This window comes from Rhodococcus indonesiensis (assembly GCF_047782815.1).
Lineage (GTDB): Bacteria > Actinomycetota > Actinomycetes > Mycobacteriales > Mycobacteriaceae > Rhodococcus > Rhodococcus indonesiensis.
The window spans coordinates 5057216-5080878 of the sequence record NZ_CP180630.1; the positions used below are offsets into that span (position 1 = coordinate 5057216).

Below are 23663 nucleotides of genomic sequence, written 5' to 3' on the forward strand. Positions count from 1 at the left end.
ATCCCCTGCCGCCCGCGCGCGGCGTTCCACCCGCGAAGGAGTGCCCCAGATGACCACTGCCTCGAAGTTCGTCCTCCCCGCCCCGGTACCGGAGTTCGACGTCGTGGTCCTCGGGCACTCCTTCGCCTCCCGGCGGGCGGCCACCCGCCTGCGCGACGAGGTGCGCCTGGCCGTGCTGGAGGCGGACGAGGCCACCGCCGCCCGCTACGACGAGGTCGACCACCGCTGGGAGATCGTCGACGGAACGACCGTCGTCGCGCGGGCCAAGTTCGTCGTCGACGGGGACGGCACCCTCCCGCTGTACGGCCGCGACGGTGCAGGATGCACAGCGACCACCTTGACGGAGAACGGTTTTCCCAATCTCTTCCGGCCGGTCACCGCCGCCCACCCCGATCCCGTCGGATACACCGTCGCGTGCCTCGGTTACATGCGCGACTTCGGCCACGACTACGCCGAGCGCCGCGCCCGGATACCGATCTGCGACGACGACTTTCCGGAGTTGTCGTTCGACCGGCCCACCCCGCAGTTCTGGGTCGAGTAGGCCCACAGCGACACAGGTCCCGGACATCGACAACCGTCTCGGCGGTTGTCGATGTCCGCTGTGTGTCACCGGCCGCGCAGTACCTGCGCCGGCGTCGTCCCGTAGCGCCGCTTGAACGCCGTGGCGAACCGTCCGGGGTGACCGAACCCCCACCGGTACGCCACGTCGGCGACGGTGCCGGCTCCGGCAACCAGGTCGTCGTGCGCACGGCTGAGCCGGATGTCGAGCAGGCACGCCGACGGACTGGCCCCGACGTACTCGGCGAACGCCTCCTGCAGGCGCCGGACGCTGGTCCCGGCCAGCTCGGCCATGTCGGCCGCGGTCCACGCCCGCGCGGGATCGTCGTTCAGGGCGTCGAGGACGCGACGGACCATGCCCGGCCGCGCCGGAGCGACCGGCCCGTCCTGCGGCGAGACGGCGAGGACGAACGCCGCGGTGACCGCCCCGGCGAGCTGGGCACCGACGATCGGGTTGCTCACCATCTCCAGGCCACCGTCGAGCTGTTCGGACAGCGCCCGTACCAGCCCGTGCCATTCGCTCGCCGGACCGGACAGGTCCAGCTGGTCGGGCAGCACCAGCTTCGTGCGCACCGGCGAACCGAGGATCCGGTCGGCCTCCCGCTCCAGACGGTCCCGGTCGAACTTGACGCCGAGAACGGAACACGTTGCGCCCCAACGGGTGATCATACTCGGCGTGTCGGCCCGGAACACGGTGGCCTGACCGGGCGCCGACACGACCTCGCCGTGGCTGCCACGCGACTCGAGCCGGCCGGTGAGCGGGATGTTGACCTCGTACGCGCCGGGGTAGTCGCAGGCGATCGCGACGTCGGCACCCCAGTGCAGGCGCCCGAGGGTCACCCCGCCCAGGTCGACCGTCCGCAACGACAGCGCGGGCCGGTCCGTACCCGACAGATCGGTCAGCTCGTGCGGGAAGTACGCGTCCGCCACCGCCCGGGACGCGGCGTCCCAGTCTCCGATCTCGGCCGTGCTCACACCACGAGGGTACGGATCCGAGACCCCGATCACACAAAGTCGCGCGATGTGTCCCGCCGCCGCGCACATCGTCTCGGTGTCGGCGTGACCCGCGTCATATGTTCCAGGTCACACGACGACGACCCACCCGGGCGTGCGTCCCGGCCGACGACACATCCAGGAGCAGAACCCATGACGAGCACCCTCTCGTGGATCGACGAGATCACCATGACCCAGCTCGAGCGCAACCCGTACGCCGTGTACGAGCGGCTGCGCGCCGAGGCACCCATCGCCTACGTGCCGGTGCTCGGCGCCTACGTCGCCTCGACCACCGAGACCTGCCATGCCATCGCGACCAGCGACGACTTCGAGGCGATCATCACCCCGGCCGGGGGCCGCACCTTCGGGCATCCCGCGATCATCGGCGTCAACGGCGACATCCACCAGGATCTGCGCTCGATGGTCGAGCCGGCGCTGCAGCCGGCCGAGGTGGACCGGTGGATCGACGACCTGGTCCGGCCGATCGCCCGCCGGTACGTCGAGGCCTTCGAGTCCGACGGCAGAGCCGACCTCATGGCCCAGTTCTGCGAGCCGGTCAGCGTCCGCGCGCTCGGCGACCTGCTCGGCCTGAAGGACGTCTCCTCCGACACGCTGCGCGATTGGTTCCACCGGCTGTCGCTGTCGTTCACCAATGCGGAGGTCGACGAGAACGGCGAGTTCGCCAACCAGGAGCGGTTCGCGGACGGCGACCGTGCGAAGGCCGAGATCCAGGCCGTCGTGGACCCGCTGATCGACCATTGGATCGAGCACCCGGACGACAGCGCGATCTCGCACTGGCTGCACGACGGCATGCCGGAAGGACAGACCCGCGGCCGGGACTACATCTATCCGACGCTGTACGTGTTCCTGCTCGGCGCCATGCAGGAACCGGGCCACGCGATGGGCTCGACCCTCGCCGGCCTGTTCACCCGGCCCGAGCAGTTCGAGGCCGTCGTCGACGACCCGGATCTGATTCCCCGCGCGATCGCCGAGGGCATGCGCTGGACGTCGCCGATCTGGTCCGCGACCGCGCGCATCGCAACCCGCGACACGACGGTGGCCGGCATCGACATCGCCGAGGGCACCGTGGTGATCCTGTCGTACGGCTCGGCCAACCACGACACCGGCAAGTACGACGCCCCCACCGCGTACGACATGACCCGCCCCCCGCTGCCGCACCTGGCGTTCGGCGCCGGCAGGCACGCGTGCGCCGGCATCTACTTCGCCAACCACGTGTGCCGCATCGGACTCGAGGAGCTGCTCGAGACCATCCCCAACCTGGAGCGTGACACCGACGCCGATGTGGAGTTCTGGGGCTGGGGTTTCCGCGGCCCCACCGCGCTGCACGTCACGTGGGAAATCTGACCTCGCCGAGCGATCAGGAAACTGCCATGACCCAGCACACCGTCACCGTCGGCACCACCACCGTGCCGTGCGGACCCGATCAGACCGTCCTCGACGCCCTCCTCCGCGGCGGCGTGTGGATGCCCAATTCCTGCAACCAGGGCACATGCGGCACGTGCAAGATCCGCGTCCGTTCCGGCTCGGTCGAGCACAACGCCTCGCCCGAGGACACCCTGCCGCAGACCGAGCGGGCCGACGGATTCGCCCTGGCCTGCCAGGCGACCGTCTGTGCGGACACCGTCGTCGAACCTCCCGCGGGCGAGCAGACCACGGCCACGCACGTGTTGCGGGATCTCGTCGCCACGGTGACCGAGGTCCGCGACATCGCACGCGACACCCGGCGCGTCCTGCTCACCCTGGACGCCCCGCTCGAGTTCTCGGCGGGGCAGTACGTCGAGGTCACGGTGCCCGGCACGGACGTCCGGCGGCAGTACTCCCTCGCGAACCCGCCGAGCGAGCCGAAGCTGCTCGAACTGCACATCCGCCGCCGGCCCGGCGGGGTGGCCAGCGACGGATGGATCTTCGGGGCCGTCTCGGTCGGGGACCGGGTCGACGTCACGGGACCGTTCGGCGACTTCACCTTCGATGCCGAATCGACGGGACCGATGGTCCTCCTCGCGGGCGGGACGGGACTCGCCCCGATGAAGAGCATCGTGCGGCACGCCCTGGCGCTCGACCCGCACCGGGCGATCACCGTCTATCACGGGGTGCGTACGGCCGAGGACCTGTACGACGTCGCGCTGCTGCGGGAATGGGAAGGCCAGCACCCGGGCTTGCGGCTGGTCACCTGCCTGAGCCGCGCGACCGGCGGCGACCGCGAGGGCTACGCGACCGACGCGTTCGTCGAGGACGTGGCGTCGGCGAAGGAGTACACCGGCTACATCTGCGGGTCCGAGGCGTTCGTCGACAGCGCGGTCAAGGCGTTCAAGCGGCGACGGATGTCGCCGCGCCGGATCCGCCGGGAGAAGTTCACTTCGGCGGTGTAGTCGCCCGGTGCGTCCTTCGGGCTGCCTGGGCAGCCCGAAGGACGCACCGGGCGATTGAGGACCTCTTACCCTCCTGCCGAGGGTCCTAGGTAGGCCTAGGCATTTGCCTGGTGTGACTGCGGCCACATGCTGGCAGTCTGGATGCAACGCGGAGACAGCCCCGCTCGCCATCCGGGGCCGACCGACACCCTTTTGGAGGATCCCCATGACCGAGACCCTGGACCACGTGCGAGCCGAACTCGACGGCGCCCTCGTCGAAGACGCGGAGGCCGGCCGATACCAGGTGCGCCGCAACATCTTCACCGACGAAGAGATCTTCGAGCTGGAGATGAAGCACATCTTCGAAGGCAACTGGGTTTACCTCGCGCACGAGAGCCAGATCCCGAACAACGGGGACTACTTCACCACCTACATCGGCCGCCAGCCCATCGTGATCAGCCGCGACAAGGAGGGCGAGCTGCACTGCCTGATCAACGCGTGCAGCCACCGCGGCGCCATGTTGTGCCGCCGCAAGACCGACAACCGCACGACGTTCACGTGCCCCTTCCACGGCTGGACCTTCCGCAACAACGGCAAGCTGCTCAAGGTCAAGGACCCGCGCGACGCCGGCTACCCGGAACAGTTCAACAAGGACGGCAGCCACGACCTGACCAAGGTCGCCCGCTTCGAAAGCTACCGCGGGTTCCTCTTCGGCAGCCTGAACGCCGACGTCAAGTCGCTCGAGGAGCACCTCGGTGACACCACCAAGATCATCGACATGATCGTCGACCAGTCCCCCGAGGGCCTCGAGGTGCTGCGCGGCTCGTCCACCTACACCTACGACGGAAACTGGAAGCTGCAGGCCGAGAACGGCGCCGACGGCTACCACGTGTCGGCCACGCACTGGAACTACGCGGCCACCACCGCGCGCCGTACCGCCGGCGAGTCGGCCAACGAGACCAAGGCGATGGACGCCGGCACCTGGGGCAAGCAGGGCGGCGGCTACCACTCGTTCGACAACGGCCATCTGCTGCTGTGGATGTGGTGGGGCAACCCGCAGGACCGTCCGCTCTACCCGCGCCGGGAGGAACTCGCCGCCGAATTCGGCGAGAAGAAAGCCGAGTTCATGGTCGGCGCGTCGCGCAACCTGTGCCTGTACCCGAACGTGTACCTGATGGACCAGTTCTCCTCGCAGATCCGGCACTTCCGGCCGATCTCGGTGGACAAGACCGAGGTCACCATCTACTGCATCGCGCCGAAGGGTGAGAGCGCCGAGTCCCGTGCCAACCGCATCCGGCAGTACGAGGACTTCTTCAACGCCACCGGCATGGCCACCCCGGACGACCTCGAGGAGTTCCGGTCCTGCCAGAAGACCTACCTGGCCACCGCCGCCCCGTGGAACGACCTGAGCCGCGGCGCCACCCACCAGCTGAACGGGCCGGACCAGGTCGCCCTCGACCTCGGCATGAAGAACGTGCTGTCGAGCGGGGTGAAGACCGAGGACGAGGGCCTGTACCCGATCCAGCACGGCTTCTGGCTCGACAGCATGCGCAAGGCCGTCGCGGCCGAGGCCGCCGCCGAGTCCACCGCCGCGAACGAGCGCTGAGGAAGACGAGAACATGACCACCGCAATGGAATTGACCCAGAACGACATCGAGCAGTTCCTCTACCGCGAGGCCCGTCTCCTCGACGACCGCGAGTTCGAGAAGTGGCTCGAGTGCTACCACCCGCAGGCCGAGTACTGGATGCCGGCGTGGGACGACAACGGTGAGCTCACCACGGACCCGCAGCGCGAGATCTCGCTCATCTACTACCCCAACCGGGGCGGCCTCGAGGACCGGGTGTTCCGCATCCGCACCGACCGCTCGTCCGCGACGTCGCTGCCCGAACCGCGCACCGGACACAACATCACCAACGTCGAGATCCTCGAGCGCCGCGGCACCGAGATCGACCTGCGCCACAACTGGTTCTCGCTGTACTACCGGTACAACACCACCGACACCTACTTCGGCACGACCTTCGTCACGCTCGACGTCTCGGGCGCCCAGCCGGTGATCAAGAAGAAGAAGATCGTGCTCAAGAACGACTACATCCACCACATCGTGGACGTCTACGTCGTCTGATCCACCCCCGATTCACGAAAGGAGGCCCGTGCCGTGAGTTTCCAGGTGGCATTGAGCTTCGAGGACGGGGTGACCCGCTTCGTCAAGTGCGGACCGAACGAGACGGTCGCCGACGCGTCGTACAAGGCGCGCATCAACATTCCTCTCGACTGCCGTGACGGCGCGTGCGGTACCTGCAAGGCACTCTGCGAGTCCGGCACCTACGACGGTGGCGACTACATCGAGGAGGCGCTGACCGACGACGAGGCCGAGCAGGGCTACTGCCTGCCGTGCCAGATGACGCCCGAGTCGGACCTGGTGCTGCAGATCGCCACGACCTCCGACGTCGCGAAGACCTCCGCCGCGACCTACACGGCGACGATCACCGACATCCGTCGCTTCTCCGACAGCACCGTCGGGTTCTCCGTCGAGATCCCGAACCGCGACGAGCTGGTGTTCCTGCCCGGCCAGTACGTCAACATCACGGTGCCCGGCACCGGGCAGACCCGGTCGTACTCGTTCAGCACCGGCCCCAACGATCCGCACCTGTCGTTCCTGGTGAAGATCACCGAGGGTGGTCTGATGTCGGAGTACCTGCGCGACCGCGCCCAGGTCGGCGACACGCTCGAGTTCACCGGTCCGCTCGGCAGCTTCTTCCTGCGCGAGCGCACCCGGCCCGCGCTGCTGCTCGCCGGCGGCACCGGACTCGCCCCCATCCTGGCCATCCTCGCCAGGATGCAGGAGCAGGACAGCGATCTGCCGGTGCATCTGATCTACGGCGCCTCGTTCGATCAGGACGTCGTCGAACTCGACAAGCTCGAGGAGTACACGCGGTCGCTGCCGAACTTCATGTTCGAGTACTGCGTCTCGGACCCGGCCACCTCGGCCGCGAACAAGGGCTATGTCACGTCGCTGTTCGAGCCCAAGCACCTCAACGACGGCGACGTCGACGTGTACCTGTGCGGGCCGCCGCCGATGGTCGAGGCGGTGCGCACGCACTTCGACAACGAGGGCCTCACGCCCGCCAACTTCTTCTTCGAGAAGTTCAACAACTCCGCGACGGGCGCCGCCGAGCAGGCTCCCGAGCCGACCGAGGCGGAGCGCATCGCGGCCGAGAAGGCCGCCGCCGAAACCGGACTGCCGGTGTCGCTCGGGTCCGCGAACGCCGTGGCACAGGACAACTACGAGATCGGCGAGGAGCACCCGCCCGTCACCGAGTCCGACGCCCAGTTCGATGCGCGCATGGCGCTCGAGCTCGGCGCGCTGGAGTTGACCATCGGCCGGCTCACCGACGCGCAGCTCGTGGAGTTCCGGATCCTCGCCGAGGCGTCGACCGCGTCGATCGACCACGACCGCTTCACCGATGCGGGCGCGTTCACCGACACCAACGCCGCCTTCCACGAGTTCCTGTTCCGCTGCTGCGGCAACCCGGTGCTGCTCGAGGCGTACAACCGTCTCGAGGTGACGCAGCTGATGCGCAAGGTCCTGCGCACCGCACAGTGGGTGGACGAGCAGGTTCCGCACGACCACCTGCAGATCGTGCGGGCGTTCGAGCGCAAGGACCGCGCGGCGGCGCGCGATCTCATCGTCAGCCATGCCGAGCACGCCAAGGCGACGATGCGCCGCGCCATCGAGGACTCCGCGAAGGCGGAGATCGCGTGAGCGTCCTCCTCCCGATGGGCACCGTGTACCCGGGCCGCTTCGACGGCAGGGTCGTCACCGTCACCGGCGCCGCGCAGGGCATCGGCCTCGTGGTCGCGACCCGCATCGCGGCCGAAGGGGGATCCGTGATCCTCGTCGACCGCTCCGAGCTGGTGCACGAGGTGGCGAAGGAGCTGCGCGAGAAGGGTTTCCAGGCGCACTCCGTCACCGCCGACCTCGAGACGTTCGAGGGAGCCCAGTCCGCGATCGACGAAGCCCGGCAGCAGCACGGCCGCATCGACGTGCTCGTCAACAACGTCGGCGGGACGATCTGGGCGAAGCCGTACGAGCACTACACGCCGGAGCAGATCCAGGCGGAGGTGCAGCGCTCGCTGTTCCCGACGCTGTGGACGTGCCGCGCGGTGCTGCCGTATCTGATCGAGCAACGGTCGGGCACGATCGTCAACGTGTCCTCCGTGGCGACCCGCGGCGTCAACCGTGTCCCGTACGCCGCCGCCAAGGGCGGGGTCAACGCGATCACCGCCGCGCTCGCCCTCGAGGCCGCCCCGCACGGGATCCGGGTCGTCGCCACCGCCCCCGGTGGCACCGACGCCCCCGCCCGGCGGGTGGCGCGCGGCCCCGCCGCGCAGAGCGAGCAGGAGAAGACCTGGTACCAGCAGATCGTGGACCAGACCGTCGACTCCTCACTGCTCAAGCGGTACGGCACGCTCGACGAGCAGGCCGCCGCGATCACCTTCCTGGCCTCGGACGAGGCCTCCTACATCACCGGCACGGTCCTTCCCGTCGCCGGCGGCGACCTGGGATAACCACCCCAGCTCCGCCACAGGCCTCACCGGCAGGCCAGGGATCCCCTGCTGGTGAGGCCCTCTTTCTGCCCCGTTTTCCTTGTGACCGCACTCACAGACCGGAGCCGACATGGCCGACAACACAACCACCTGGGCGAGTCCCCGGCACCGCAACAGCGTCATCTGGGTCGTCGCCCTCGCCACGCTGGCGATCATCTTCGACGGCTACGACCTCGTCGTCTACGGGACGATCCTGCCCACATTGATGGCCGACCCCAGCCAGATCGGCGCGATCTCCGCGCAGCAGGGCGGCGCGCTCGGCTCGTACGCCCTCATCGGCGTCATGGTCGGCGCCCTCCTCAGCGGCGCGTTCGGCGACCGGATCGGGCGCCGGAAGATGATGCTGATCAACATCGTCTGGTTCTCCGTCGGCATGGGCGCCGCCGCGATGGCCACCAGCATCACCTCCTTCGGCATCCTGCGCTTCTTCACCGGCATCGGCGTCGGCGGTCTCGTCGCCACCGCGGGCGCCGTGGTCGCCGAGTTCGCCCCGCCCGGAAAGCGGAACCTGTTCAACGCGATCGTCTACAGCGGCGTCCCCGCCGGTGGCGTCCTCGCCTCCCTGCTCGCCATCGTGCTGCGCGACGCCATCGGCTGGCGGGGGTTGTTCTGGATCGGTGCACTGCCTCTGGTGATCCTGCTGCCCCTGGCTCTGGTCAAGCTCCCGGAATCCCCGATGTGGCTGCAGGCGCGCGGACGCACGGACGAGGCCGCCGCGGTCTGCGACAAGTTCGGCCTCCCCCGGCCCACGGCCGCTCCGGCCCCGGCCGAGAAGGTCGGCTTCGCCGCACTGGCCACCCGCCGCTACGCGTTGGGCACCACCCTGCTCGGGCTGATGAGCTTCGCCGGGCTGCTGCTGACCTACGGGCTGAACACGTGGCTGCCGAAGATCATGGCCGACGCCGGCTACGACGCGAAGGGTTCGCTCGCATTCCTGCTGGTGCTCAACGGCGGCGCGATCATCGGTGGCCTCCTGGCCTCCCGGATCGCCGACGGACGCGGCCCCCAGCCGGTCATCGCCACCACGTTCGGCCTCGCCGGCCTGGCACTGATCCTGCTCACCTTCGGCTTCCCGCTGCCGGTCCTGCTGACCGCGGTGGCGATCGCCGGGGTCGGCACGATCGGCACCCAGGTGCTCATCTACGGGTTCGTCTCCAACTACTACGAGACGGCCGCGCGCGGCGCCGGCGTCGCCTGGTGCGCCGGATTCGGCCGGCTCGGCGGCATCTTCGGCCCCATCATCGGCGGCCTGCTCATCGGCGCCGGGCTGAGCAACGACGTGAGCTTCTACATCTTCGCCGGCATCGCCGTGGCCGGCGCCCTGGTGACGGTGTTCGTCCCCGTCCGGCGGGGTGCGCAGTACGTTGCCCGAACCCCGGGGGCTGCGGCGCCCGGCCCCACTACCGTGGAAGTGTGACTCAGCCCACCATGTTGGTCGGACGTACCCGGGAGCTCTCCGAGCTCGACCGTCACCTCGGCGAGGCGCGAGCCGGTTCACCCGTGCTCGCCCTCGTCGAGGGCCCTCCGGGTATCGGCAAGTCCGCTCTGGTGCAACGATTCACCGAGCTGCTCGACGGCTGGCAGGTGCGTACATCCGCGGGCGTCCCGTGGGAGGCGCGGCGCGCGTGGAGCACCGTCGAGCAACTGCTGCAGGCCCCCGCCACCGGACGTGATCCGGTGGAAGTGGCACACGAGTTGTTGTCCCTGGTGGACGATCCCACCGTCCTCGTCGTCGACGATGCCCACTGGGCCGACTCCGAGTCGCTGCAAGCCCTGTCGTCCACCGTCCGCCGTGCCCACGGCAGGCAGCTGCTCGTCCTGCTGGTGATCGTGGATCCGCTGCCGGACACGATCCCCGACAGCACCCGGCAGGTGCTCGATCACCACCGCGCCCTCGCCGTGCACGTGGGACCGCTCGGACCCCAGGACATCGCCCAGCTCGCCCTCGCCCGCATCGGTGTGGACCTGTCACCGTGGACCGCGCGGCGGCTGTTCGAGCACACCCACGGCATCCCCCGTCCGGTTCTGCAGCTGCTCGACGAGATCCCCCGCGACCAGTGGCAGCACTGGCGGGCCCGGTTCCCGGCTCCGCAGGAACGAGCGGGCGCCGTGCGCCGCACGCTGGACCGCTGTCCGGCCGAGACCCGGGCACTCGTGGAGGCGGCGGCCGTGCTCGGCTCGGAATGCACACTGACCCAGGCGGCGGCACTGGCCGGTCTGGCGGACCCGATCGCGGCGCTCGACGCCGCACACACCGCCGGAGTGCTGTGCCGACGCGAGCAGCGCGGCACGGTCACCCTCGTCTTCCCGGACCCGATGACCCGGGCCGCCGTCGCCGACGACATCGGCCCCGCCCGCTGGCGCGACCTGAACGCCCGCGCCGCCGAACTCGTCGACGACGAGGGGGCTGCGCTCACCCACCTGGTTTCCGCCACCGCCACCGCCGACGCGGACCTGGCGGACCGCCTCGATCGGTACGGCCGGCGCCGCGCCGCCGTCGGCGCGTGGTCTGATGCTGCCGAGGCCCTGATCGTCGCGAGCGGCATCAGCCCCGACCGGGACCAGCGCGCGCAGCGGCTGATGCGCGGCGTCGATGCCCTCACGGGCGCGGCGGATCTGCCCCAGGCGCTGACGTTCGTTCCGGCCGTCGAGACCGCGCCCGACGGTGCCATGCGCGACGTGGTGCTCGGCTATCTCGCCATCCAGCGCGGGCGGCAGGACGAGGCCACCCAACTCCTCACCCGCGCATGGCAACTGCTCCCGGACCCGGCCCGGGACCCGGACCTGGGGGCGATGATCTGCCAGCGCATGGTGCTGCACTCGCTGGCCCGGCTCGACGGGGAAGGCCTGGTCGAATGGGCCGACCGCGCGTCGTCCCTCGTGGCCGCAGACACCCCCGCCGCCGTCGAGTCGGCCGCGATCCGCGGACTCGGCCTGGCCATGACCGGCCACGTCGACGAGGCCCGCGCCTCGTACGCCACACTGCCGGAGAACGTCCGGCTCGGCGCCCAGGGCCAGCGCATCCGCATGGCGGAGGGCTGGCTGGCGCTGGCGCTCGACGAGCCGGAGCGGGCCCGAGCGGAACTGGAGAGCGCGGAGCCGACGGTCTTCCGCGGGGGATCGATCCGAATCTCGCTGTGGGCACAGGCGTGGCTGGCCCGCACCGAGTTCGCGCTGGGCGCCTGGGACGACGCTGTCCGCACGGTCGACCGGGCCGCCGCGCAGCTCGACACCGCGGGTCTGGATCTGCTTCGGCCCCTGGTGCATTGGACCGGCGCCCAGGTGCACGCCCTGCGGGGCGACTGGGCTCTGGCCCGCGAGCACCTGCGACGTGGCCGCGCGGGTGCCACCGACTATGCCGTCATGGTGGTGCCGGCCTGCATCGCGGCCGCCCAGTGCGCCGAGGTCGCCGCCGACTACGACGGCGTCCTGCGGCACCTGGCGCCGCTCACCGCGCGTCGACGGCAGGCATTGGTGGAGCCGGGTTTCTGGCCGTGGCCGGACCTGTATGCGAATGCCCTCGTGATGACGGGGCGCGTCGACGAGGCCGACGAATTCCTCCGTCCGTTCGAGGACCTGGCCGGCTCCCGGGGACACCTGTCCGCGCGGGCGAGACTCGGATACGTGCGCGGACGGATCCACGGGGCACGCGGGGACATCGACGCCGCGCGCGAGACGTTCGAAGCCGCGCTCGAGAACCTGGCGACGTTGTCGTTGCCGTACGACCGGGCCCGGGTGAACTTCGCGTACGGCCAGACGCTGCGGCGGGCCGGTCGGCGGCGGGAGGCGGACGCGGTGATGCGCACCGCCCGGGAACTGTATGCGACGCTCGGCGCGACGTCGTACGTGCAGCGCTGTGACCGCGAACTCAAGGCCGGTGGCTTGAAGGCGAGCGGCGACGGTGCCCGCCGGACACACATGGACCTGGCGGCGTTGACGCCGCAGGAGAAGGCGGTCGCCGCGCTGGTGGCCGCGGGCAATACCAACAAGGACGTGGCGGGTGAGCTGTTCCTGTCGGTGAAGACGGTGCAGTACCACCTGACCCGGGTCTACGCGAAGCTCGGCATCCGTTCGCGCAGCGAGCTCGCCGCCCGATTCCGCGAGGACGAGTGAGGAAGCGATGACAACAGTCGACGAGAAGACCACCGGCCCCGGCGATACCGACCTGCTCGAGCGGCCTGCCCGGCCCCTCACCCGGCCCCGCCGGGTGCTGCGGGATCTGGGCGTCGAGTATGCGGCGAACGGCGTGATCGGCCTGGTGTTCTCGTCGACGGGCCCGGTCGCGGTCGTCCTCGCGGCCGGCGCGGCCGGTGGGCTCGACGCGGCCGAACTCGCGTCGTGGATCTTCGGGATCTTCGTTCTCAACGGGGTGCTGACGGTCGCGATGAGCGTCGCCTACCGGCAGCCGCTCGGCTTCGCCTGGACGATTCCCGGCACGATCCTCGTCGGCGGGTCGCTGGGTCACCTGTCCTGGCCGGAGGTGATCGGCGCGTTCCTGGTCACCGGCCTGCTGGTGCTGGTGCTGGGAGCGTCCGGACTGGTGCGGCGGGTGATGGAGGCGCTGCCGATGCCGATCGTCATGGCGATGGTGGCGGGTGTCTTCCTGAAGTTCGGCGTGGACCTGGTGGTCGCGCTCGGCGCGGACGCCGCGATCGCGGCGCCCATGGTGCTGACGTTCCTGGCATTGAGCGCGTTCGGGCGGATCGGCCGGTGGTTGCCGCCGATCCTGGGGGCGCTGATCGCGGGGGCGGTGGCGGTGTCCGCGTCGGGGCGTTTCTCGCCCGCGCCGGGCGGATCGGGCATCTTTGCCTCCCCCGTCTTCACCGCTCCCGTGTTCACCTGGACGGCGTTGCTGGAGTTGGTGATTCCCTTGGCGATCACCGTGCTGGTGGTGCAGAACGGGCAGGGCATCGCCGTGCTCACGGCGGCCGGGCACCGGCCTCCGATCAACGTCACCACGATCGCGTGCGGGGTGTGGTCACTGGGCGCGGCCTGCGTGGGTGCGGTGTCGACGTGTCTGACCGGCCCGACGAACGCACTGCTCACCGCGTCCGGGGAGCGGAGCCGTCAGTACACGGCGGCCGTGTGCTTCGGGCTCTATTCGATCGTGTTCGGGTTGTTCGCCCCGCTGTTCGTGCGGTGGATGACAGCTGCGCCGGCAGCGTTCGTCGCGACCCTCGGCGGCCTGGCGATGCTGCGGGCGCTGCAGGGCGCGTTCGTGACGGCGTTCGCCTCGAAGTACACGATGGGGGCGCTGGTGGCGTTCGTCGTCACGGCCGCGAACGTGACGTTCTGGAACATCGGTGCGGCGTTCTGGGGGCTGGTGGCCGGGGTGCTCGTGTCGCGGCTGCTCGAGCGCGGCGACTGGGCCCGATGACCCCGGCGGGTGCGCGAGCGCACCCGCCGGCCGTCAGCGGCCGAACAACTCAGCGGCCGAACAACGAGGCGAAGAAGCCGGACTTCGCCTGGGGAGCGGAGTCCTGGTCGCAGGTGCACCGTTCGGCGACCGGCACGGACTTCATCACGCTGTCGACGTGCTGGCCGCAGCCGCCCCAGCCGGTCTTTCCGCACTTGGAGCAGGTGACGGGGTAACACATGGGCGTCCTCCTCGGGGGATGATCGGAATCTGCGGTCAATATACCCCCTAGGGTATGAACCGTGCCAGTGAGCACATGCGGGACGACAGCGACGGAGGACGGACATACCGCGAAAATCCGGCGCCGGGACGGGCGAACTGACACCCTGAGGCCGTACCGTTCCTCCTCGCAGACAGGATCCACAACCCATGGCACGTCCGGTTCGCGTCGTCGTCCTCGGTTCCGGTTCGTGGGGTACCACCGTCGCAGGACTGTCGGCCCGCAACACCCCGACCCTGCTCTGGTCCCGCAACCCGGACACCGCCCGGGAGATCGACGAGGAGCACCGCAACACCCGGTACCTCGGCGAGCGAACCCTGCCGGCCAACCTTCGCGCCACCTCGGACCTTCTCGAGGCCGCGCACGAGGCCGACGTGCTGGTGGTCGGGGTGCCGTCCCACGCCGTCCGCGCCACCCTCGCCGAGATATCGAACGAGGTGCGGGCCTGGGTGCCGATCCTCTCGCTGGCGAAGGGACTCGAACCGGGCACCCGCCTGCGGCCGACCGAGGTGATCGGCGAATGCCTGCCCGGTCACCCGGTGGGGCTGCTGGCCGGACCGAACATCGCCGGCGAGGTCGCCGACGGGATGGCGGCGGCCGCAGTGGTGGCCACCGCGGACGAACGCGTCGCGGCGGCCCTGCAACCGCTGTTCGCCTCGAAGGTCTTCCGCGTGTACCGCAACACCGACGTCCTCGGCTGCGAACTCGGCGGCGTCCTGAAGAACATCGTCGCGATCGCGGCAGGCATGGCCGAGGGGCTGCGGGTCGGCGACAACACCCGGGCGATGGTGCTCACCCGGGGGCTCGCCGAGATGACCCGGCTCGGCGAGGTGATGGGAGCCAACCCGCGGACGTTCGCGGGCCTGACCGGGATGGGCGACCTGATTGCGACGTGCACGAGCCCCGCGTCGCGCAACCGCCGGATCGGCGAGGCCCTCGCGAGCGGGCTAACCCTCGACGAGGCGGTGGCCCGGCTGGGCCAGGTCGCGGAGGGCGTGAAGACCGCGCCGACGGTGATGGAACTCGCGCGCGAGTACGACGTGGAGATGCCCATCGCCGCCGAGGTCGAGGCCGTCGTGGCCGGCCGCCGCTCCCCCGCCGACGCGTACCGGGGACTGCGCCGGGTCACGCCGGGCAACGAGGAAGACGTGGTCTGATCGGAAGATATCCGGCAATCTCGAATATGAGGTAGAGAGCAATATATTTCCTGATTTGCCTGGTGGGCCCCGAACTTGCACACTGTTCAAGTGATCGACGTCGAAGCACTCGTGGTCGGAGCCGGCTTCGCCGGGCTCGGTGCCGCCGCACACCTGCGGCGACGCGGCCGCGACGTGCTCGTCCTCGAACGCGGTGCCGCCCTCGGCGGGACGTGGCGCGACAACACCTACCCGGGGTGCGAGTGCGACATCCATCCCGCCCTGTACTCGTACTCGTCCACACCCCAGGCCGCCTGGGCCCGCGGCCGTGCGACCCAGCCCGAGATCCTCGCGCACCTGCACGCGTTCGCCGCAGAGAACGGACTCGACGACCGGATCGTGTACCGCACGGCCGCCGCCGCGTGCCGGTGGGACGAGTCGACGGGCCGCTGGCACGTGCGCACCGACCACGGCCCGGCCTACGCGGCCCGCTTCCTCGTTCTGGCCACCGGCGCCCTGAACGTCCCGCAGATCCCCCGCCTCGAGGGCTCCTTCGGCGGCCCCGCGTTCCACACTGCCCGGTGGGACCACGGCGCCCACCTCACCGGCCGGCGCGTGGGCGTGATCGGGACCGGCGCAAGCGCCGCGCAGGTGATTCCGCACCTCGCCGACGTCGCCGACCACCTCACCCTGTTCCAGCGCACGCCCGCCTGGGTGCTGCCGCGGCGCGCACAGCGTCTGCCGCTGCCGCACCGCGCGCGCCGGACGGTCGAGTACTGGCGCGGCGAAGCGCTCGTCCCCGCGCTCACCGGGTCCGGCCGCCGACTCGCTCGCCTGGAGTCCCGGGCGTTGCGGCACCTGCACCGGCAGGTGCCCGACCCGGACCTGCGTCGCGCCCTGACCCCGCCGCACCGAATCGGCTGCAAGCGAATCCTGTTCTCCGACAGTTACTACCCCGCACTCGTCCGGGACTCCAGCACGGTGGTCACCAGCCCGATCGCGGAACTGCGCCCGCACGGCGTGCGTACCGCCGACGGCCGGGACCACGCGGTCGACGTCCTGGTGTACGCGACGGGATTCCGGGTCTCCGCCGCCCTCGCCGGACTGCCCGTGGTCGGTCGCGACGGCTGCACCCTGCTCGAGCGGTGGGGCCGGGACGGTGCGTCGGCGCACCTGGGCACGACCGTGGCCGGGTTCCCCAATGCGTTCCTGCTCGGCGGTCCCAACACCGGGATCGGTCACACCTCGCTGCTGTTCATGATCGAGAGCCAGCTCCGCTACGTCGCTGCCGCGATGGACGCCGCCGACCGGGAGGGCGCCGCCCTCGAGGTACGGGCCGCCGCGCAGCGGGAGTTCGCCGACGAGATGCGCCGACGCTCGTCGGGCACCGTATGGACCAGCGGGTGCCGGAGCTGGTACCTGGACCGCGGCGAGGTCAACCGGTCGCTGTGGCCGGCCTCGTCCTGGGGATACCGGCTCCGGACCCGGCGGTTCGACCGGGAGAACTACACCACCGCCGGTCCCGCACAACGGACCTGAACGAGCGCTATGCAAGCGCCTGTGCGACCCTGGTCACATGACGATCGACCACCGCGCCTCGCTCTCGGCACTGCTCGACACCCGCTACTCCTGCCGGGCATTCCTGTCCAAGCCGGTACCCCGCGAGGACATCGAGACGATGCTGCGCATGGCGCAGCGCACCCCCTCCTGGTGCAACTCCCAGCCGTGGGAGGTCGTCCTGGTCGGCGGGGACGCCGTCGATCGGCTACGGACCGCGGTGTACGAGCAGGCGGCCTCCGGCCGGCTCGACCCGGACATCGCCGGCCCGTCCGAGTACCGCGGGGTGTACGCCGAGCGTCGTCGCGGCGCCGGGTACGCGCTCTACAACAGCCTCGGCATCGCCCGCGACGACTACGCCCGCCGCACCGAGCAGATGCTCGAGAACTACCGCTTCTTCGGAGCGCCGCACGTCGCGATCGTCACGACCGACAAGGCCCTCGGCACCTACGGCGCGGTCGACTGCGGTGGGTACGTCGCCACCCTGCTCCTCGCCGCGCAGGCACTCGGCATCGCCGCCGTCCCGCAGGCCGCTGTCGCGATGGCTGCCGGCGCCGTCCGCCGCGAACTCGGCATCTCCACGGAGCGCGACATCGTGTGCGCGATCTCCTTCGGATACGCCGACGAGAGCCACCCCGCCAACACCTGCCGCACCGACCGCGCGAGCCTGGACGACACCGTGCGGTGGGTGGAGGAGTAACCACCCCAGGGGTCCTGGCCCGGGGCGCCCGGGCGACGGATGGTGGAACTCCCCACCTTCCGTTGCCCGAGAGGACACCCCGTGCACCGCATCGAAACCGAGGAACTGCTCCGCCGATGGGTACCGCGCGCCGTCGCCGGTGAACCGCACGCCGTCGGCGTGGTGGTGAGTTCCGTTCGCCCCCATGTGCTGAACTTCTGCGCCGCACGCATGGACGAGGGGACCAGCGCACACACCCCCGCCGAGGACGTCACCCAGGAGGTGTGCCTCGCCCTGGCACGGGCACTCCCGCGCTACCAGGATCGCGGTGCGTCGCTGCTGCGCTTCGCATTCGGCATCGCCACGCACAAGGTCGCGGACGTCCGGCGCAAGGCCGCGCGCACCGTGACACCGCTGCACGACGTCGCCGGCCCCGGTCCGGAGGAGGGCGTCCTCGACGAGGAACTGCGTACCGCGGTCCGCCGGCAACTCGCGCTGCTGCCGGAGCAGCAGCGCCGCGTGGTGCAGCTGCGGATCCTGCAGGGCTACAGCGCCGAACGCACCGCCGCGCTGCTCGGCACGTCGGTCGGCGCGGTCCGGATCGCCCAGCACCGGGCCCTGCAGCGAATCCGGGTGCAGCTCAGTCGTGCTGAGCGCGCAGATACCGTCCGAAGTGCGGCACGGTGAATCCGATGAAGCCCCGCTCGGCGGAGTAGATGAGCCCCTTCTTGATGAGCCCGTCGCGGGCGGGCGACAGCGACGCCGGCTTGCGGCCGAGTTCGGCCGCGATCTTCGACGTCGCGACGGGACCGTCGTCGCCGGAGAGGTCGGCCATGGCGCGCATGTACTCGCGCTCGGCGGGTGTGGCGCGTTCGTACCGGGAACCGAAGAACCCGACGGCCAGTTCCTCTTCGGCAGCGGGTGCCCCGACCCGCACGTCGTCGGCGGTGATGGGGCTCGTCGCCGCAACGTCCCACGTCGCCTTGCCGTAGGCCTGGACGAAATAGGGATATCCGTCGGCGGTCTCGTAGAGCGCGTCGAGGGCTTCCGCCGTGAAGGTCACGCCCTCACGCTCGGCCGGCGCGAGGAGCGCGACGTCGGCGGAGTCGCGGTCGAGCCGGTCGATCCGGTGGTAGCTGAACAGCCGCTCCGAGTAGCTCTTCGACGCGGAGAGCACCGCCGGCAGGTGCGGCAGCCCGGCGCCGACCACGATGAGGGGCGCCGCGTCCTGGCTCAGTTCGTGACACGCCCCGCAGATCGCGGAGATGTCCGCCGCGCCGAGGTCCTGCATCTCGTCGACGAACAGCGCGATGCCCACCCCCACGTCGCGGGCGAGCCCGGAGGCGTCGATCAGGAGCTCGACGAGGTCGATCTCGAGGTCGCCGGTGTCGGCGCGTCCCTTGACCGCGGGCGCGTCGATGCCGGGCTGCCACCGTTCGCGCATGCCCTTGTCCGCGGTCGCCCGCAACGCGAACGACTTGAGCACGCCGAGGAAGTACTCGACCGATTCGGGATGCGGGTGGGCCGGAGCGATTTCGCGTACCGCCATGTGCAGCGCCGACGACAGCGGCCTGCGCAGGTCCTGATCGGGCCGGGCCTCGATCTTGCCGGTACCCCAGCTCCGCGAGATCGCCGCGGAGCGAAGCTGGTTGAGCAGGACCGTCTTGCCGACGCCGCGCAGCCCGGTGAGCACGACACTGCGTTCGGGCCGGCCGCGGGCGATCCGTTCGAGCACCACGTCGAAGGCGTCGAGCTGCTTCGCCCGGCCGGCGAGCTCGGGCGGACGCTGCCCCGCGCCGGGAGCGTACGGGTTGCGGACCGGGTCCATCGGTCGATGGTAACGGCGCTGCGTACGGACACCTCCCTCCTTCCGCCGCGTGTCGCGGATGCGCGCATTCGCATAATAGACTTTGACATTCGTTTGCAATAAAGCGTAGATGTTCCGGCATGAAGTCCTCCCGAAGTCTCGCGCTCACCGCCGGGCCGGCCACCGTGCTCGTGGCCGGCTGCGCCACCGTGCTCGTGGCCGGCTGCGCCACCTCCACCGCCGACGACACCGCCGCGCCCGCTCCCACCTCGGCCGCACCCGCCGAAGTCGCCGCCGCCGAGCCCCGGCTCGCCGTCACCTACGACGGCGGCATCCTCGTCCTCGACGCGAACGACCTCGACGTCGTCGCCGATCTGCCACTCGACGGATTCAACCGACTTGCTCCCGCCGGCGACGGCCGGCACGTGTTCGTCTCCACCACCGGCGGCTTCCGCGCCCTCGACACCGGCAGCTGGTCCGAACCCCACGGCGACCACGCGCACCACTACGCGGGTACTCCGGCCCTCACCGACGTCGAGTTCGCCGCCACCAAGCCCGGGCACGTCGTCCGGCACGCAGGCCGGACCGTGCTCTTCGACGACGGCACCGGCCGCATCGACATCCTCGACCCCTCCGAGCTCGCCGACGGCAAGCCCCGGGCCGACACCTACACCGCCCCGGAAGCGCACCACGGCGTGGCGGTGGCGCTGGCCGACGGCAGCCTGATCGTCACTCTCGGCGACAGCGAATCCCGCAGCGGCATCGTCGTGCTCGACGCCGAACGCCGGGAGCTCACCCGCAACGAGCAGTGCCCCGGCGTGCACGGTGAGGCCGTCGCCGCCGACGAGACCGTCGTGCTGGGTTGCGAGGACGGCCTGCTCGTCTACCGTGACGGCACGATCACCAAGGTCGCCTCGCCGGATCCGTACGGCCGGATCGGAAACCAGGCCGGATCCGAGGAATCCGTCGTCGTTCTCGGCGACTACAAGAGCGATCCGGACGCAGAACTCGAACGACCCCAGCGCGTTTCGCTCACCGATACCCGAACCGGCGAGCTACGGCTCGTCGACCTCGGCACCAGCTACACGTTCCGTTCGCTCGGACGCGGACCCCACGGTGAGGCGCTCGTCCTGGGCACCGACGGCGCGCTGCACGTGATCGACCAGAACAGCGGCGCGGCGGTGCGGCGCATCGATGTTCTCGCCCCGTGGACCGAACCCGACGAATGGCAGTCGCCGCGCCCGGCCCTGTACGTGCAGGGTCACACCGCTTACGTCACGGACCCGGCGAACAACGCACTGCACGCGGTCGATCTCGACTCCGCCCAGGTGCAGACCGCGTCCCTGCCGCAGACCCCCAACGAGATCACCGGCACCTAGCCTCGTGCCCGTGGCCGAATGTCACACCGGTTCGATGTCATCGAACCGGTGTGACATTCGGCCGGGGTCGGGGGCGGTCAGGGGGCGGTCAGGGTGGTCAGGGGGCTCGGGGGGTCACGCGGATCTCGCCGTCGGTGACGGTGACCGACAGAGTCAGTCGTGCGGAACCGTGCGGACGATGCTCGAGCACCGCTGCTGCTACCGGTTCGGTCACCAGGTTCCGGATGGTGCGCCGGAGTCCTCGTGCTCCGTAGACGGGGTCGAATCCTCGGGTGCACACCAGGGCGACGACGTCGGATCCGATGTCGACCACAATCCCTCGGCGGGCGAGTCGACCTGTGACGATCTCGATCTCCCGGCGCGTCAGTTCCTCGGCCGTCCGGTCGTCGAACTCGTTCAGCACCACCGTGTCGTCGAGGCGGTTGAAGAACTCGGGATCGAAGAATCGTTCCACCGCATTCCGAACGACGACGCGGCTGCCCTCCGACCGTGGCCCCCATCCTGCGCGGCGAGCCAACCGCGCCCACGGGGCGCGTCTTCTTCGCGCCACCTCGCGGGATCCGAGGTTCGACGTGAGGAACACGTAGCTGTTGCGGAACGAGATCGTCTGCTGGCCGTTGGCGAGCCGCAGTTCCCCGTGATCGAGGATCTGCAGGAGCGCTCGCAGAACGGTGGTGTCTGCCTTCTCCACCTCGTCGAAGAGCACGATTCCGGGGGTGTACGGGTCACCTTCGATCCTGCTCCTGTCGAACAGCGTGAACGACTCCTTACTGCCGGCGTACCCGGGTGGTGCTCCGGAGAAGGAGGCGGCGTAGTGCTCCTGGGCGAGCGCGTTCATGTCGATCCGGCACATGTCGTCGGGCCCGGACCGCAACTCCGCCGCGACTCGGCGGACGAGTTCGGTCTTGCCGACGCCGGTGGGCCCGACGAGGAGGATGTTGGCGAGGGGTCGGGTCGGGTCGTGCGCGCCTACCCGTGCCAGCGACACGGCGCGGACGACCGCGTCGACCGCGGGCCGTTGCCCGACGATGCAGGCGTTGAGCCGGTGCGACAGCGTCGTCGGATCACCCTTGTCCGCTGGGGCATCGGCCGGTTCCGCGATCTTCACCCGCGTGCGATTCTGGTCGTGGAACATGTCGGTGAGATAGGGCATCTGGGCTCCCGGCATCCGCGGCTACGCCTCGGCGGTCTCTTCGACGGGGAGCGAGCCGACTCGGCAGTCGGCCACTCCCACCGTATCTCTCGTGATGGCCTCGACACGTTCCTGAGCCTTCCGCGCATCGGTCACCCACAGCTTGTAGAACTCGAACGGGCAGTCCGCGACCCCCTTGTCTCCGTCGCCGGCGGCGTGGACACCCGAGTAGCCGCGGTGCAACAGCTTGAAGAGGTGGTTCTGCGACTGGTCGTTCTCGCGAGCGTCGCGGATGGCCGAGACCGACAGTTGGGCATATTGGATGCCGTACTCCTCTTCCCCGGTCTCACCGAGGGTGCGTCCGTCGAATCCGATGATCGCCGAGTGCCCGAAGTAGGAGTAGACACCGTCGAATCCGGCGGCGTTCGCGACGGCGACGTAGCAGTTGTTCGCCCACGCCATCGCCTTCGACATCAGCACCTGCTGGTCTTTCGCGGGGTACATGTAGCCCTGGCAACGCACGATCAGTTCGGCGCCCTTCATCGCGCAGTCACGCCAGATCTCCGGGTAGTTGCCGTCGTCGCAGATGATCAGGGAGATCTTCAGTCCCTTCGGGCCCTCGGTGACGTGAGTCGTGTCGCCCGGATACCAGCCCTCGATGGGGCACCAGGGCAGGATCTTTCGGTACTTCTGGACGATTTCGCCCCGGTTGTTCACCAGGATCAGGGTGTTGTACGGCGGCTTGGCCGGGTGGTCTTCGTGCTGCTCACCGGTGATCGAGAAGACACCCCACGTGTCGGCCTCCCGGCACGCCGCCGAGAAGATGGCCGTTTCGTCGCCGGGGATGGTCGCTGCAGTCGCGTACATCTCCTGCTCGTCGTACATGATGCCCTGCGTCGAGTACTCGGGGAACACCACCAGGTCGAGTCCGGGCAGACCCGACTTCATCCCGATCATCATGTCGGCGATGCGTCGTGCGTTGTCGAGTACCCCGGCCTTGTCGTGCAGGCGCGGCATCTTGTAGTTGACCACCGCCACGCCGACCGTGTCGCTGCTGGAGGAGATGTCTCCGTGTCGCATATCGTGCTCCTTCTTCGAGTTCGCCCGGCGAGTTCGCCGAGTTCAGTTGTGGACGGGACCGTATTGGGGGGAAGGCTTTTCGTCGAGACGAGACGATGCGGGGAAGCCGAGCACAGCGGCGATTCCCACGAGGACGGCGAGGACCGACCCCCAACCGGCCGCGGCGAACGCGGTGGCGTGGAGGCTACCGGTCAAGGCGAGGAACGCCGGGACGGTACATGTCGGCTGGCTGAGGAGGATCGCGACCCAACCCGTGAATCGGGTGAGTCCGTCGAACCCGAGCGCGAGAACGAGGAAGAACAACGCCCACAGGAACGCCCACGAGAGCCAGATGACCCCGAATACGGGGTCGCCGACAACGGTGAACGACACCGCCGAGTAGACGAGGGCGGCAACCGCGACGAAGCCGGAGAACCATCCGATACCCTGCGGCTCGAGTCCGGCCAGGTTCACGATTCCCACGTACAGGTAGGTGAACCCGAACAGATACAGGCCGGATGCGGCCAGAACGTCCGCCGCGTCCCCCTGGGCCTGGATCAGCAGGGCGGTAGGGATGACGCACTGCAGCGCGCCGACGAACAGGTTCAACACTGCGGCCGACCTGGCAGGTACGACGGAGAGAAGCATCAACCCGTTGACGAGGAGGACCGCTCCCACGTACAGCAAACCGACATTGCCCACCGGAGACCTCTCATTGCTTCCAAATGAAACTGTTTCGAATGAAAGTA

At 69.8% G+C, this 23663-nt stretch carries 21 protein-coding genes; 15 read left to right on the forward strand and 6 right to left on the reverse strand.

From position 1 onward, the window contains the following. The first annotated feature begins 49 nt into the window (after window positions 1-49). On the forward strand, window positions 50-541 hold the full coding sequence (locus ACM26Y_RS23225) for a hypothetical protein (protein ID WP_416062083.1): 492 nt from the start codon (window positions 50-52) through the stop codon (window positions 539-541). A gap of 65 nt (window positions 542-606) precedes the next feature. Here ACM26Y_RS23225 and ACM26Y_RS23230 read toward each other — a convergent pair whose 3' ends face one another. Continuing rightward, on the reverse strand, window positions 607-1566 hold the full coding sequence (locus ACM26Y_RS23230) for an AraC family transcriptional regulator (RefSeq protein ID WP_416062084.1): 960 nt from the start codon (window positions 1564-1566) through the stop codon (window positions 607-609). Window positions 1567-1704: 138 nt separating this feature from the next. Between ACM26Y_RS23230 and ACM26Y_RS23235 the strand changes: the two genes are divergently transcribed. The 9 genes from ACM26Y_RS23235 (at window position 1705) to ACM26Y_RS23275 (ending at window position 13906) form a co-directional block, all read left to right on the forward strand. Continuing rightward, the gene (locus tag ACM26Y_RS23235) at window positions 1705-2916 is read left to right on the forward strand and encodes a cytochrome P450 (RefSeq protein WP_416062085.1); all 1212 of its coding nucleotides are present in this window, start codon (window positions 1705-1707) and stop codon (window positions 2914-2916) included. 26 nt (window positions 2917-2942) lie between these two features. Beyond that, window positions 2943-3941: a 2Fe-2S iron-sulfur cluster-binding protein gene (locus ACM26Y_RS23240; protein WP_054373209.1), complete on the forward strand. Its 999-nt coding sequence runs from the start codon at window positions 2943-2945 to the stop codon at window positions 3939-3941. Window positions 3942-4146: 205 nt separating this feature from the next. Then, window positions 4147-5526, forward strand: coding sequence for a benzoate 1,2-dioxygenase large subunit (gene benA / locus ACM26Y_RS23245; RefSeq protein WP_003934528.1), 1380 nt, complete (start codon window positions 4147-4149; stop codon window positions 5524-5526). A gap of 13 nt (window positions 5527-5539) precedes the next feature. After that, the gene (benB, locus tag ACM26Y_RS23250) at window positions 5540-6043 is read left to right on the forward strand and encodes a benzoate 1,2-dioxygenase small subunit (protein ID WP_003934529.1); all 504 of its coding nucleotides are present in this window, start codon (window positions 5540-5542) and stop codon (window positions 6041-6043) included. 33 nt (window positions 6044-6076) lie between these two features. Next, complete coding sequence (gene benC, locus ACM26Y_RS23255; protein ID WP_416062086.1) at window positions 6077-7684, forward strand: benzoate 1,2-dioxygenase electron transfer component BenC; 1608 nt, start codon at window positions 6077-6079, stop codon at window positions 7682-7684. Window positions 7685-7698: 14 nt separating this feature from the next. Further along, a complete protein-coding gene (locus ACM26Y_RS23260; RefSeq protein ID WP_054373226.1) occupies window positions 7699-8490 on the forward strand; it encodes a 1,6-dihydroxycyclohexa-2,4-diene-1-carboxylate dehydrogenase in 792 nt (263 codons plus the stop codon). A gap of 109 nt (window positions 8491-8599) precedes the next feature. Further along, window positions 8600-9946 (forward strand): MFS transporter, encoded by a 1347-nt coding sequence (locus tag ACM26Y_RS23265; RefSeq protein WP_416062087.1) that lies wholly within the window; start codon window positions 8600-8602, stop codon window positions 9944-9946. Window positions 9947-9957: 11 nt separating this feature from the next. Then, window positions 9958-12642, forward strand: coding sequence for an AAA family ATPase (locus ACM26Y_RS23270; protein ID WP_416063742.1), 2685 nt, complete (start codon window positions 9958-9960; stop codon window positions 12640-12642). 7 nt (window positions 12643-12649) lie between these two features. Continuing rightward, a complete protein-coding gene (locus ACM26Y_RS23275) occupies window positions 12650-13906 on the forward strand; it encodes a benzoate/H(+) symporter BenE family transporter (RefSeq protein ID WP_416062088.1) in 1257 nt (418 codons plus the stop codon). A 49-nt stretch (window positions 13907-13955) separates the two neighbouring features. Here ACM26Y_RS23275 and ACM26Y_RS23280 read toward each other — a convergent pair whose 3' ends face one another. Next, window positions 13956-14126, reverse strand: coding sequence for a hypothetical protein (locus ACM26Y_RS23280; protein ID WP_003934535.1), 171 nt, complete (start codon window positions 14124-14126; stop codon window positions 13956-13958). 188 nt (window positions 14127-14314) lie between these two features. Here ACM26Y_RS23280 and ACM26Y_RS23285 point away from each other — a divergent pair, with 188 nt between their 5' ends. From ACM26Y_RS23285 to ACM26Y_RS23300, 4 genes are all read left to right on the forward strand, one after another. Beyond that, entirely contained in the window at window positions 14315-15322 is a 1008-nt protein-coding gene (locus ACM26Y_RS23285; RefSeq protein ID WP_054373207.1) for an NAD(P)H-dependent glycerol-3-phosphate dehydrogenase, read from the forward strand. Window positions 15323-15412: 90 nt separating this feature from the next. After that, window positions 15413-16840 carry a flavin-containing monooxygenase gene (locus tag ACM26Y_RS23290; protein ID WP_416062089.1) on the forward strand — a complete coding sequence of 476 codons (1428 nt, stop codon included), beginning with the start codon at window positions 15413-15415 and terminating at the stop codon, window positions 16838-16840. Between the two features lie 37 nt (window positions 16841-16877). Then, on the forward strand, window positions 16878-17558 hold the full coding sequence (locus ACM26Y_RS23295) for a nitroreductase (protein ID WP_416062090.1): 681 nt from the start codon (window positions 16878-16880) through the stop codon (window positions 17556-17558). A gap of 81 nt (window positions 17559-17639) precedes the next feature. Further along, complete coding sequence (locus tag ACM26Y_RS23300; protein WP_416062091.1) at window positions 17640-18224, forward strand: sigma-70 family RNA polymerase sigma factor; 585 nt, start codon at window positions 17640-17642, stop codon at window positions 18222-18224. On the opposite strand, the gene ACM26Y_RS23305 is transcribed toward ACM26Y_RS23300, so the two are convergent. Beyond that, entirely contained in the window at window positions 18178-19365 is a 1188-nt protein-coding gene (locus ACM26Y_RS23305) for an AAA family ATPase (RefSeq protein WP_003934540.1), read from the reverse strand. The genes ACM26Y_RS23300 and ACM26Y_RS23305 overlap by 47 nt on opposite strands. A gap of 119 nt (window positions 19366-19484) precedes the next feature. Between ACM26Y_RS23305 and aztD the strand changes: the two genes are divergently transcribed. Further along, window positions 19485-20723, forward strand: coding sequence for a zinc metallochaperone AztD (gene aztD, locus ACM26Y_RS23310; protein WP_416062092.1), 1239 nt, complete (start codon window positions 19485-19487; stop codon window positions 20721-20723). A gap of 97 nt (window positions 20724-20820) precedes the next feature. On the opposite strand, the gene ACM26Y_RS23315 is transcribed toward aztD, so the two are convergent. The 3 genes from ACM26Y_RS23315 to ACM26Y_RS23325 are packed head-to-tail and all read right to left on the reverse strand — an operon-like array spanning window position 20821 to window position 23616. Then, complete coding sequence (locus ACM26Y_RS23315; protein WP_416062093.1) at window positions 20821-21876, reverse strand: AAA family ATPase; 1056 nt, start codon at window positions 21874-21876, stop codon at window positions 20821-20823. Between the two features lie 21 nt (window positions 21877-21897). Then, complete coding sequence (locus ACM26Y_RS23320) at window positions 21898-22935, reverse strand: aliphatic amidase (protein WP_003934543.1); 1038 nt, start codon at window positions 22933-22935, stop codon at window positions 21898-21900. A 42-nt stretch (window positions 22936-22977) separates the two neighbouring features. After that, window positions 22978-23616, reverse strand: coding sequence for an AmiS/UreI family transporter (locus ACM26Y_RS23325; RefSeq protein ID WP_416062094.1), 639 nt, complete (start codon window positions 23614-23616; stop codon window positions 22978-22980). Between the last annotated feature and the right edge of the window lie 47 nt (window positions 23617-23663).